Raw genomic sequence first — 11,824 nt, forward strand, 5'->3', positions numbered from 1 at the left:
CGGCGCCGGGCTGGGCTCACCGGCGTCTCGTTGGGGGGGGACTTATCGGGTTCCCCCCCGCACCCGCCAATAACGCCAACCGCCGGTCCGCCTTAGGGGGGGGGCCCCCGGGTGGCGGGGGCCCACCGCCCTTCCCTTTTGGCGGAAAACCATCTGCCGCGCAACCTTGCCAACGCCTACTGGCGCACTTACATTCAACTCAACTCGCCAGTAACACCGGCGGTAACACTGGCAGTCGGTAACACCGGGCTCGCGGCTCGACCCGCCGCGCTCACCCCCTCCCCACGCGCCTCGCTCTTCTCTCTTCTCCCCCCACTCATCGATCACGCACGCATCGAAGGGGATATATGCCATGAAAGACGCACACGGCAGACCGGTCACGGGACGCGTCAGCGCGCGGAAGTTCGCCGTGCTCGCCGTCCCGGCCTTCGCGGGCACCGCGGCCCTGGCCATCGCCCTGGCCAACGGGGCGCTGGCGGCGTCCTTCGCCGTATCGGGCCAGCAGTTCAAGGTCTCGGCGAGCAGCCTCGACGGGGACGGCTTCGCGCAGTACGGCGGCGTGGACGCGAACGCCCGCGGCGAGCTGCTGCCGGTCGCGGTGACCGCCATCAAGAAGGCGGAACTGAACAACCTCTGCCAGTCGGTGGTCACCAAGCTGCCGGTACTGGGCAACATCTCGCTCAACCTGACCGCGGGCAAGAACGGCAAGCCCGTCGAGGCCAAGAACCTCTACGTGGACGCCACCCAGCTCTCCGGCAACGCGTCCTTCCACAACATCGAGATCGGCCGCGACGCGTCGACGCTGGACAAGGGGCCGGCCGACGCGCAGGGCATGCAGGACGCGTTCTCCCAGCAGGCCGATGACGTGCACATCACCGATCTGAAGCAGACCGCGTGGGCGACCAACGCGGGCACCTTCAAGCTCTCCGGCCTGAGCATGAAGATCAGCAAGGGCAAGAAGGAATGCTTCTGACCCGGCGACCGACGGCCCGGCGGTCGGCCGACGGTCCGGCCCGCCCTCGCTCCGCCTGGTGGCACTGGCGCAAGGCGCGCCCCTTCTGGGGCGGGCTGGCCACGATCCTGGCGGGCGCCGAGATCTGCGTGATCCCGCTCGCCCCGCTGAAGATCATGCTGCAGCAGGGCATCGCCGGCATCCCGTCCGTGCTGCTCGGGCTGGTGATGATCGTGCTCGGCCTGGCGGTCTGGATCGCGCCGCAGTACCGCGGGCTGGCAGGCGTACTGACCGTCCTGCTGGCGGCCGCCGCGCTGGTCATGTCCAACCTCGGCGGCTTCCTGATCGGCACCGTGCTCGGCATCCTCGGCGGCGCCCTGATGTTCGCGTGGCAGCCGCTGCCGGCCGCCGTGGACTCCGCGGCCCCGGAGCCGCCCACCGCAGAGTCCGGCACCCCCACCGACCCACCCCCCGCACCTCCGCACCGGTAACCGCACGTTCACCCGCAACAACGGCAACCGTGAAGGAGCTCCCCCCGATGAGACACCACCTCAGACCCGGCACGTCCCGCCGCGCCTCCGTCCGCACCCTGCTCGCCGCCGGCACCGGCGTCGCGGCGGCCGGCGCGCTGTGCCTGGCCGTCACCGCCCCGGCCACCGCGGCGGCCCCCGCCGCGGCCGGCTCCACCACCGTCACCCCCGCCGGCCACGCCTTCGCCGCGAAGCTCAGCGGCAAGGCCACCTTCAAGGCCGGTTCGGTGACCGTGACCTGTACGGTCTCCAACGCCACCGGCAAGGTCCCGGACGCGCCCGCGAACCACAACGACGCGGGCCCGGTGGCCAGTACGATCACCGCCCCGACGTACAGCTCCTGCACGACGAGCATGGCGGGCGTCAGCGCCACCGTCACCACCAGCGGCAGCTGGGGCGTGGCCATGCAGAACGGCGCGCCCAGCACGGCCGCCATGCAGATCCCCCAGGGCGGCGTCGTCGTGAAGACCAGCGGCCTCGCCACCTGTACGGTCACGGCGGCGCCCGCCGGGCCCGCCACCGTGAACGGCACGTGGGCCAATGGCGCGCCGTCCACGCTCACCTTCTCGGGCGCAACGGTCCCGGTGACCGTCACCGGCGGCTTCGGCTGCCCGACCAGCGCGACCACCTCGACGTTCGGTGCCACGTACACGGTGTCCGACACGACCGACCCGGCCGCACAGATCACCGTCACCGGCTGACCGCCGTCACCGGCCGACACCGTTACCGGCCGACAGCCGTGACCTGCTGACCGGCCGGCCCGCATCCGTCCGAGTGGCGCTCCACCGCCGCCGGGCGGATGCTGGACGGGCGACGATCCGACGGCGCGGTACTCACCGGAGTGCCGCGCCGTCCACGTGCGCCAGGCCACACGAAACGCCCCAGTTCCGCCGGATCGCAGCGACAAGGATCACAGGCATACTTTCGCGATGTCCGGTTTGGCGCCGAGGTCGCCCTTGCGATGCGGCGCTTTTAGCCGATTCCTTTATGCAACCGTGCACACTCCGTGACGGTCCGTTCTGCCCCTATGGTCGATGTTCGCTTGCCGGAGGCCCGTCGTTTGCTTGTCGGAGGCCCGGCGGGCGAACGTTTTGCAGTCGTCCCAGAGAGCGCAGGCGAGCGAGCACGTGCCGACGCACACTTCCGTCGCACCCGGCCCGGATACCCGCACGAAAAGTCCGTCCAGCACCTCGGTGCACGGTGCCACGGTCGTCGACCCGGCCATGGCCAAACGGGCCGTCTCGGCCGCCGCGCTCGGTAACGCGATGGAGTGGTTCGACTTCGGCGTCTACAGCTACATCGCGGTCACCCTCGGGCAGGTCTTCTTCCCCTCCGGGAACCCGACCGCGCAGTTGCTGTCGACGTTCGGAGCGTTCGCGGCGGCCTTCCTCGTGCGGCCCATCGGCGGCATGGTCTTCGGCCCGCTCGGCGACCGTATCGGACGCCAGAAGGTCCTCGCGATCACCATGATCATGATGGCGATCGGCACCTTCGCGATCGGCCTGATCCCCTCGTACGCCGCCATCGGCGTCTGGGCCCCGGTGCTGCTGCTGATCGCCCGCCTCGTGCAGGGCTTCTCCACCGGCGGTGAGTACGGCGGCGCCTCCACCTTCATCGCCGAGTACTCGCCCGACAAGAAGCGCGGCTTCCTCGGCAGCTGGCTGGAGTTCGGCACGCTGGCCGGCTACATCGGCGGCGCCGGCCTGGTCACCCTGATGACCGCGCTGCTCAGCCACGACGACCTGATCTCCTGGGGCTGGCGGATCCCGTTCCTGATCGCGGGCCCGATGGGCGTCATCGGCCTGTACCTGCGGATGCGCCTGGAGGAGACCCCGGCCTTCGCGGAGATGGAGAAGGAGGCGGCGGAGCAGGAGAAGGAGCGCCGCGCCGCCGAGAAGAAGACCGGCATCCGCGAGATGATCTTCGGCCAGTGGCGCGCGATGCTGCTCTGCGTCGGCCTGGTCCTGGTCTTCAACGTCACGGACTACATGCTGCTGTCGTACATGCCGAGCTACCTGACCTCGGAGCTGAAGTACGACGAGACGCACGGCCTGCTGGTCGTGCTGGCCGTGATGGCCCTGATGATGTGCGTCCAGCCGTTCGCGGGCCGGCTCTCCGACCGCTTCGGCCGCCGCCCGGTCATCGCCGCCGGCTGCATCGGCTTCTTCGTCCTCTCCGTCCCGGCGCTGCTGCTGATCCGCCAGGGCTCGCTGGCCGCGATCGGCCTGGGCATGGCCGCGCTCGGCCTGCTGCTGGTCTGCTTCACCTCGACGATGCCGTCCACGCTGCCCGCGCTCTTCCCGACGAAGGTCCGCTACGGCTCCCTCTCGATCGGCTTCAACATCTCCGTCTCGCTCTTCGGCGGCACGACCCCGCTGGTCGTGACGGCCCTGATCAGCGCGACCGGCGACAAGATGATGCCCGCGTACTACATGATGGCCGCCGGCGTCATCGGCGGTCTCGCGGTGTGGAAGATGGCCGAGAGCGCCGGCCGCCCGCTCCCGGGCTCCAAGCCCGCGGTGGCCACCGAGGCCGAGGCCCGCGAACTGAGCAAGGCGGCCTGACCCGCCCGCGCCGACTGCACGAGAGAGCCCCCTGCCCCGCGGCAGGGGGCTCTCTCGTGCGCGCGGACCGATGCGGCAGGATGACGGCATGAGCATCGTGAAGATCAATGTGCTGACCGTCCCCGAGGAGCAGCGGGAGGTCCTGGAGAAGCGCTTCGCCTCGCGCGCCGGCGCCGTGGAGTCCTCCGACGGTTTCGAGTGGTTCGAGCTGCTGCGCCCGGTGGAGGGCACCGACCAGTACCTGGTGTACACGCGGTGGCGGGACGAGGAGTCCTTCCAGGCGTGGATGGAGGGGCCGATGAAGGCCGCGCACCAGGGCGGCGGCGAGGGTGCCGAGCGCCCGAAGCCGGCCGCCTCCGGCTCCACTGTGTGGTCCTTCGAGGTCGTCCAGCAGGCCGCGCCGAAGCAGGGCTGATCCGTATGACGGGGGAATGCGTGGCCGGCCGCCCGGTGTGGGCGGTCGGTGCGGAGCCGGTCGCCTCGGCCGAGGCGGCCGGCGTGCTGCGGGAGTACCTCGCCGAGGTGGCCTCCCGCTGGTACGGCCGTCCGGCCACCGATGAGGAGCTGGACCGGGCCATCGCCGAGGATCCGGTCGATGACCTGACACCGCCCGGCGGGGTGTTCCTGCTGGCCCGGTACGGCGATGAGCCGGGCGGCTGCGCGGGCGTACGGCTGCTGGCTCCGGGCACGGCCGAGCTCAAGCGCATGTACGTCCGGCCCGGGCTGCGCGGCAGCGGGGGCAGCGGCGCGCTGCTGGCCGCCGTGGAGGCCGCCGCGCGCGGCATGGGCGCCCGGCGCGTCCGGCTGGACACCCGGCTCGACCTGGTGGAGGCGATCGGCTTCTACCGGCGGTCGGGGTTCGTGGAGATACCGGCGTACAACGAGGGTCCGTACTCGCAGATCTGGTTCGAGAAGCGGCTGGACTGAGCCACGGGCCCGGCGGACCGGGGATCAGCCCGCCGGGGTGGCTCGCGTCGTGCGGTGCTGGAGGGGTCTGGCGTCGCCGTTGTGCGGGCGTTCGCCGTCCGAGCCGCCCATTTCGGCGGTCAGCTGCTGGACGAGCTCGGTCAGGTCGGTGGGGCGGTCCTTGGTCCACCAGTCGCCGAGGAGGTCGGCAAGGGCCTCCTGGCGGGCGGCCGCGAGGCGGTGCGCGATCCGCCGGCCGGCCTCGGTGAGGACCATCGGCATGCCCTCCCGCTCGGCCAGCCCGCGCTCCTCCAGCTGCCGGGTCGCCTCGGAGATCACACCGAGGGGTACGGTGCTGCGCTCGGCGAGCAGCGCGGGCTCCACCGAGCCGTAGCGGTTCATCCGCAGCATCATCCAGCTCGCCGCCGGTTTCAGGTCGAGGCCGGCGCGCGCGGTGATCGACTGGTACAGCTTCTTGCGGCCTTCCAGGCAGGCGAGCTTGCTGAGCGCGCGGGCGCACTCGTCGCGGGAGGAGCGTTCGACCGGGTTGGAGGAGAGGACTTCCGTGGTGTCCGGGGCCGTGACCGAGCCGCGCAGCGGCTCTTCCTTGAGCAGCCAGGCCAGTGCGAAGGCGAGCAGGACGACGGGCACCGCGTACAGGAAGACGTCGGTGATGGAGGTCGCGTAGGCGTCCAGGACGCCGGACGCCTGGCCGGGCGGCAGCTTCGCCACGGCGCGCGGGTCCTCGGCGAGCGTGCCCGGGTCCACGCCGGGCGGCAGGCGGCGGCCGGCGAGCGCGTCGACGATCCGCGGGCCCAGCATGTTGGCGAAGATCGTGCCGAAGATCGAGACGCCGAAGGACGCGCCGATCGAGCGGAAGAAGGTCGCACCCGAGGTGGCCACGCCCAGATCGGCGTACGGGACGGCGTTCTGCACGATGAGCACGAGGACCTGCATGACCAGGCCGAGGCCGAGGCCGAAGACGAAGAAGTACCCGCTCATCTCGGCGACGCTGCTGGCGCGGTCGAGGTTGTGCAGGAGCAGCAGGCCCACGGCGGTGACCGCGGTGCCGGCGATCGGGAAGACCTTGTAGCGCCCGGTACGGCTGACCAGCTGGCCCGAGACCGTGGAGGACAACAGCATGCCGACCACCATCGGCAGCATGTGCACGCCGGACATGGTCGGCGAGACACCGTGCACGACCTGTAGGAACGTCGGCAGGTACGTCATCGCGCCGAACATCGCGAAGCCGATGACGAAGCCGATGGCCGAGGTGAGCGCGAAGGTGCGGATCGTGAAGAGCCGCAGCGGCAGGACCGGCTCGGCGGCCCGCCGTTCGACCAGTACGAAGGCGCCGAGGAGCAGCACGCCGAGCACCCCGAGGCCGATGATCTGCCAGGAGCCCCACGGGTAGCTGACCCCGCCGAGCGAGGTCATCAGGACGAAGCAGGCGGCGACCGCGGCGATCAGGACGGTGCCGGGGTAGTCGATGCGGTGCGGGGTGCGGCTCGACGGGATGTGCAGCACGGCGGCGATGACGATCAGCGCGACCGCGCCGATGGGCAGGTTGATGTAGAAGACCCAGCGCCAGCTGAGGTGGTCGACGAAGAGCCCGCCGAGCAGCGGCCCGAGCACGCTCGTCCCGCCGAAGACCGCGCCGAACAGGCCCTGGTACTTGCCGCGCTCGCGGGGCGGCACGATGTCGCCGACGATCGCCATCGACAGCACCATGAGGCCGCCGCCGCCCAGGCCCTGGATCGCGCGGAAGGCGATGAGCTGCGGCATGTTCTGCGCGATGCCGCACAGCACGGAGCCGATCAGGAAGATGCCGATCGCGGCCTGGAAGAGTTTCTTGCGGCCGTACTGGTCGCCGAGCTTGCCCCACAGCGGGGTGGCCGCCGTGGACGCCAGGAGGTAGGCGGTGACCACCCAGGAGAGGTGGTCCAGGCCGCCGAGCTCGCTGACGATCGTGGGCAGCGCCGTGGCGACGATGGTCTGGTCGAGCGCCGCGATCAGCATGCCGAGCAGCAGCGCGCCGATCGCCACCAGGACGGTCCGCTGCGGCCGGTCCTCGGCGGGGACGGCGGGAGCGCTGGTGTCCTGCGCCATGGACGTCTCCTTACGTCGGAACCGCGGCGGGCGGGCAGGGGCGGGCCCGGCCGCGGCCGGGGAGCGGAGCCGCACTCCCCGTCCCGATCATTTTGCCCCGCTATGGCCGGTCGGGCGACGCGTCGGTCGCCGCTTGTTCACGTCCGGGGCCCCTGTGCAGGAAGCGGCGGCGACTGGATAATCGCAGCCGAAGACGAGGGAGGGGACCCGCACGTGGAGGCCAGGAACTGCCCGACCTGCTTAGCCCCCGCTCGGACCGACGGCCGCCCCGGCTGCCGGTGCGAGCAGGCGGCAGCGCCGGATTTTGACCCCTTGCACATCCGTCCGTACGTCTCGTTGCCGGACGCGCCCGACCCGGACGATCACCCGGACATGCACCGCAGGCCCCGCTCCTTCACGGTGCGGGCCTACAGCCCGCCGGCGTTCCCGCCGCCTTCGTACGTCCGGGTGGAGCGGCCGCCGTACGCGCCGCGGCCGGCGCCCGAGCCGTACACCGCGCGGGCCGAGGAGCCGTACGCCGCGCCGGCCGAGGAGCCGGTCCCGGAGCCGTACGAACCGTATGAGCCGTACGAACCGTACGAGCCGCACGCCGAGGAAGTCCCCGCGCCGCACGACGCCGGGTTACCCGGCCCGCGCCGGGCCCGGCTCCCCGTCGCGGGGCCGGTGGCCTTCATGGACCCGCCGCCGGAAGCCGCCCCCACGGCCGCGACGGCCCCGCCCGCGCCCCGGCGGCGCGGCCGGTCCGCGCTGCTGGCCGGGCTCATGGTCACCGCGGCGGCCGGCTCGGTCTGTGCCGCGCTCTTCGGCGGTGAGCTGCGCACCGCGGACGGTACGGGCCAGGCGCTGCCCGACCTCGGCGGGCGCTCCAGCGCCGACCTGCCCACGGAGGAGGCAGGGGAGGCCGGCGAGGCCGGGGAAGCCTCGCAAGCCGAGGACGCCGGGGAAGCCGCGCAGCCCCGGCCGTCCGCCCCCGCCGCTGCCTCCCGCTCGGCGGCCCGGCTGCCCGGCCCGCGGGCCGTCAGCGCGACCGTACTGTCGGCGGGCGCGAGCGGCCCGGAGGTCGTGGAGCTGCAGCGACGGCTGGCGCAGCTGGCCCTGTACGCCGGACCGGCGGACGGCCGGTACGACGCCGGGGTGACCGCCTCCGTGGCCCGTTACCAGCGGACGTACGGCGTGACCGGCGAGCCGTACGGCGTCTACGGGCCCGTGACCCGTGCCTCACTGGAGTCCCGTACGGCCCGCCGCTGACCACCCCTGACCAGCCCTTTCTCCGCTCCGTACCACTTCGCCCCCTTGGTCCTTCGGCCAGGGGGGCTTGGCGTGTGCCACCCGCGCTTTGTATCGTGGATGAACAAAGTGGTTCCGCCCGCTTCCCCTGACCGGCGGGCGGAGCCGCTCTGTCTCGCACCACTCAGCTCTCCAGCCGAGGAGCCCGCCGATGACGGCACCCCGCACGCTCACCGCCCGCGCGCTGCTGCTCGACATGGACAGCACCATCGTGAACTCCGAGGCCGTCGTCGAGCGCTGCTGGCGCCGCTGGGCCGCCGAGCAGGGGATGGACGCCGCAGAGGTACTGAAGGTCGTGCACGGCCGCCAGGGCTGGGCCACCATGGCCGCACTGCTCCCCGACCGTCCCATGGAGCTGAACCACGAGGACAACCGGCGGATGCTGGAGCAGGAGACCGCGGACACCGACGGCGTCGTACCGGTGCCGGGCGCGCCCGCGTTCATGGCCGCGCTCGACGGTGTGCCGCACGCCCTGGTCACCTCCGCGAGCATCCCGCTGGCCGACGCCCGGATGGGCGCCGCCGGGCTGGCGATGCCGGCCGTACGGATCACCGCCGAGTCGGTGAGCGCCAGCAAGCCGGACCCGGAGGGCTTCCTCAAGGGCGCCGCCGAGCTGGGCTTCGCACCCGAGGACTGCGTCGTCTTCGAGGACTCCGAGGCGGGCATCCGGGCCGGCCAGGCCGCCGGGATGCGCGTCGTGGGCGTGGGCGAGCGGGCCGCGGCCTTCGCACCGGCGGTGCAGGTGGACGACCTGACGCAGGTACGCGTCGAGGTACTCCCCGAGGGCGGCGTGCGGCTGCACTTCACCGCCTGAGCGCGCCACACAGACCACGAGGGGCGCCACCCGGCCGGGTGGCGCCCCTTCGCGCTGTCACAGGCGCGCTCAGCCCGCGATCGCCTCGTACAGGCTGAACCCCGCGAGCACGATCATCACGCAGGCCGCGATCTTCGTGATGAGCTTCAGGGGGACGAACCGCATCAGCGTGCGCCCGCCCAGAATGCCGAGCGCGGCCACCGCCCACAGGGCGAGCACGGCGCCGATGCCGACGGAGACGGGATCGCCGTAACGGGCCGCGAGGTTCGCCGTCATGATCTGCGTCAGGTCGCCGAACTCCGCGACCAGGATCATCATGAAGCCCGCCCCGGAGACCTTCCAGAAGCTCTGGTCGGCGGGCTTCTTGACCTCTTCCTCGTCGTCGTCCTTCTTGAAGAGCAGCACGGCGGCGCCCGCCAGGAAGAGCACGCCGACGATGCCCTGCACCAGGCGGTGCGGCAGCAGCGTGAGCACGCTGCCCGCGGCGATGGCGAGCGCGACGTGCACCAGGAAGGCCGCCGCGACACCCACGAAGACGTACGAGGCTCTGTAGCGGGTGCCGAGCATCAGCCCGGCCAGTGCGGTCTTGTCGGGCAGCTCGGCGAGGAAGACGACGCCGAAGACGACGGCTGCGACGGAAAAGCTGAACACGGGGTGGGATACCTCGTTCGATAGGGCCGCACCGAAAGGGGCCCGGGAAAGGGGTCGCTTCGGCACGGCAGCGTCGGACACTGCGGCCGAAGGTCTCGCTGGCGTACGGACGGAATCCGTACGCTCCGGGCGCCGGCGGGCCACGAGGGCCCGCAGTATGTCGACGGTCCGGCGGAGAGCTACTCCCCTTCTGCTGGGCTCAAGGGTACGCGGTGCAACCGGCCGCACGCGACCAGCTCCAGTACCACCGATACCGCGACCGCCTGCACGGCCAGCAGCGCCACCAGGACGAACAGCTGCACCGCACCGGCCTGAACGGGTGAAGCGCCGCCCAGCAGCATGCCGACGAACGCGCCCGGCAGTGTGACCAGTCCCACCGTCCGGGTCTGGTCCAGCCCCGGCAGCAGCGCGTCGGAGGCGACCGGCCGGGCGACCTCCAGCCGCGCCTCCCGGTCCGGCAGCCCGAGCGCGAGACCCGCCTCGACCTCCCCGCGCCGGGTCTCCAGCTCGTCCAGCACGCGCCGCCCGCTCAGTACCGTCGCGGTGAGCGCGCCGCCCATGAGGATGCCGGTCACGGGGATGAGGGTGACCCCGCGCGGCGGCACCAGCCCGGTCAGCAGCAGCGCGGCGACCACCGGCAGCACCCCGGCGGCGATCGGCACCGCGGCCCACCACCAGGTGCGATTACGGGTGATCCGGCGGCCCGCGGTACGCACCGCCACCGCGAACATCAGCAGCAGGAAGCAGACCAGCAGCGGGACCGCGCGCACCACCCAGCCGATGAGGAAGGAGACGGCGGCGAGCTGGGCGGCGGCGCGCAGGCCCGCGACGGCGATGTCCCGGGCGTGGTCCAGCCGGCACAGCGCGGCGACCGTCACGGCGGCGACGAGCAGCACCGCGAGCACGACCGCGAGGGTGGCGTTGACCGGCAGCAGCACACGATCACCTTAAGGAATCGGGTCGGTCGGCGAGGTCAACGAACGTGCGTTCGGCGCTTGCTGGCGGCGCGTCACCTCTTGATCTGACGTGAACATGTCGTCACTCTGTTACCTGGAGCCCACGCGGGCGAAACCCCCACTCGCCATCGTGTGGCCCGATCGACCGCACCATCGACCGATCGACCGATCGCTCGCGACTTCCTTCCCCCCACATCACACGGGAGTTCCGATGTCCAAGGTCTACGCGCGTCGTGCGGCCCTCGCCGCCGGCTCGGCCGCCGCGCTCGTCTGCACGCTGCTGCTCAGCGGCCAGTCCGCACAGGCCGCGCCGCCCTCGCCGCCCGATGCCGCCACCGCCCGTACGTATCTCGACGGGATCAAGGAAGCGGCCGAGGGCCCGCAGGACGGTTACAGCCGCGACAAGTTCCCGCACTGGAGCGACCAGGGCGACAGCTGCAACACCCGCGAGGTCGTCCTCAAGCGCGACGGCAAGGACGTCGAGACCGATGGCAGCTGCGCCGCGACCAGCGGCTCCTGGACCTCCCCGTACGACGGCGCCACCTGGACGCAGACCTCCGACGTGGACATCGACCACATGGTGCCGCTCTCAGAGGCGTGGAAGTCCGGCGCCGCCGACTGGACCACCGACCGCCGCGAGCAGCTCGCCAACGACCTCACGCACTCCCAGCTCCTCGCGGTCACCGACAACGTGAACCAGGAGAAGGGCGACCAGGACCCCGCCGAGTGGCTGCCGTCGAAGACCTCCTACCACTGCGAGTACGCGCGTATGTGGGTATGGGTCAAGCATGAGTACGGCATGACCGCCGACTCCGCCGAGAAGGCCGCGCTGAAGAAGATCCTCGACGGCTGCTGACCGGACGTCCGACCGGCTGCCGGCCGGCAGCCACCCCCGACCGGGCGGCTCCGCCCTCCATCCCCATGCCCCGCGGAGCCGTCCGACCCACCTCCCTCCGGCCGCCCGGCCACCGCCCGGCAGTACGCGGTACTCCTATCCTCGGAGCCGAGGCGCGGGCGCTCGCCCGTACGAGGTGCGGGCACCGGCCCGCGCGAGG

The 11,824-nt window shown here is 72.0% G+C and carries 12 protein-coding genes; 9 read left to right on the top strand and 3 right to left on the bottom strand.

The annotated features are described in order from the left end of the window. Window positions 1-352 precede the first annotated feature (352 nt). The 6 genes from ACIGXO_RS12615 to ACIGXO_RS12640 all read left to right on the top strand — a co-directional run bounded on the left by ACIGXO_RS12615 (window position 353) and on the right by ACIGXO_RS12640 (window position 4,973). The gene (locus tag ACIGXO_RS12615; RefSeq protein WP_399784396.1) at window positions 353-973 is read left to right on the top strand and encodes a DUF6230 family protein; all 621 of its coding nucleotides are present in this window, start codon (window positions 353-355) and stop codon (window positions 971-973) included. After that, a complete protein-coding gene (locus ACIGXO_RS12620; RefSeq protein ID WP_399784399.1) occupies window positions 964-1,443 on the top strand; it encodes a DUF6114 domain-containing protein in 480 nt (159 codons plus the stop codon). Before ACIGXO_RS12615 ends, ACIGXO_RS12620 begins: the two co-directional genes overlap by 10 nt. Window positions 1,444-1,490: 47 nt before the next feature. Beyond that, window positions 1,491-2,183 carry a hypothetical protein gene (locus tag ACIGXO_RS12625; RefSeq protein ID WP_399784402.1) on the top strand — a complete coding sequence of 231 codons (693 nt, stop codon included), beginning with the start codon at window positions 1,491-1,493 and terminating at the stop codon, window positions 2,181-2,183. Window positions 2,184-2,705: 522 nt separating this feature from the next. Beyond that, on the top strand, window positions 2,706-4,046 hold the full coding sequence (proP, locus tag ACIGXO_RS12630) for a glycine betaine/L-proline transporter ProP (protein WP_399785628.1): 1,341 nt from the start codon (window positions 2,706-2,708) through the stop codon (window positions 4,044-4,046). 88 nt (window positions 4,047-4,134) lie between these two features. Next, window positions 4,135-4,461: an antibiotic biosynthesis monooxygenase gene (locus ACIGXO_RS12635; protein ID WP_363256563.1), complete on the top strand. Its 327-nt coding sequence runs from the start codon at window positions 4,135-4,137 to the stop codon at window positions 4,459-4,461. A gap of 5 nt (window positions 4,462-4,466) precedes the next feature. After that, window positions 4,467-4,973, top strand: coding sequence for a GNAT family N-acetyltransferase (locus ACIGXO_RS12640; protein ID WP_399784406.1), 507 nt, complete (start codon window positions 4,467-4,469; stop codon window positions 4,971-4,973). Window positions 4,974-4,997: 24 nt separating this feature from the next. Here ACIGXO_RS12640 and ACIGXO_RS12645 read toward each other — a convergent pair whose 3' ends face one another. Then, window positions 4,998-7,061, bottom strand: coding sequence for an MFS transporter (locus tag ACIGXO_RS12645; protein WP_399784409.1), 2,064 nt, complete (start codon window positions 7,059-7,061; stop codon window positions 4,998-5,000). Between the two features lie 312 nt (window positions 7,062-7,373). Between ACIGXO_RS12645 and ACIGXO_RS12650 the strand changes: the two genes are divergently transcribed. Next, window positions 7,374-8,309, top strand: coding sequence for a peptidoglycan-binding protein (locus ACIGXO_RS12650; protein ID WP_399784412.1), 936 nt, complete (start codon window positions 7,374-7,376; stop codon window positions 8,307-8,309). 190 nt (window positions 8,310-8,499) lie between these two features. Continuing rightward, complete coding sequence (locus tag ACIGXO_RS12655) at window positions 8,500-9,162, top strand: HAD-IA family hydrolase (protein WP_399784415.1); 663 nt, start codon at window positions 8,500-8,502, stop codon at window positions 9,160-9,162. Between the two features lie 69 nt (window positions 9,163-9,231). Here ACIGXO_RS12655 and ACIGXO_RS12660 read toward each other — a convergent pair whose 3' ends face one another. Both ACIGXO_RS12660 and ACIGXO_RS12665 read right to left on the bottom strand, forming a co-directional pair. Continuing rightward, window positions 9,232-9,813, bottom strand: coding sequence for a TMEM165/GDT1 family protein (locus tag ACIGXO_RS12660; protein ID WP_399784418.1), 582 nt, complete (start codon window positions 9,811-9,813; stop codon window positions 9,232-9,234). Window positions 9,814-9,992: 179 nt separating this feature from the next. Further along, window positions 9,993-10,751, bottom strand: coding sequence for an ABC transporter permease (locus ACIGXO_RS12665; RefSeq protein ID WP_399784421.1), 759 nt, complete (start codon window positions 10,749-10,751; stop codon window positions 9,993-9,995). A gap of 229 nt (window positions 10,752-10,980) precedes the next feature. Between ACIGXO_RS12665 and ACIGXO_RS12670 the strand changes: the two genes are divergently transcribed. Further along, a complete protein-coding gene (locus ACIGXO_RS12670; RefSeq protein WP_399784424.1) occupies window positions 10,981-11,625 on the top strand; it encodes an HNH endonuclease family protein in 645 nt (214 codons plus the stop codon). Window positions 11,626-11,824 lie beyond the last annotated feature (199 nt).

Source organism: Streptomyces sp. NPDC053542 (assembly GCF_044544685.1).
GTDB lineage: Bacteria > Actinomycetota > Actinomycetes > Streptomycetales > Streptomycetaceae > Streptomyces.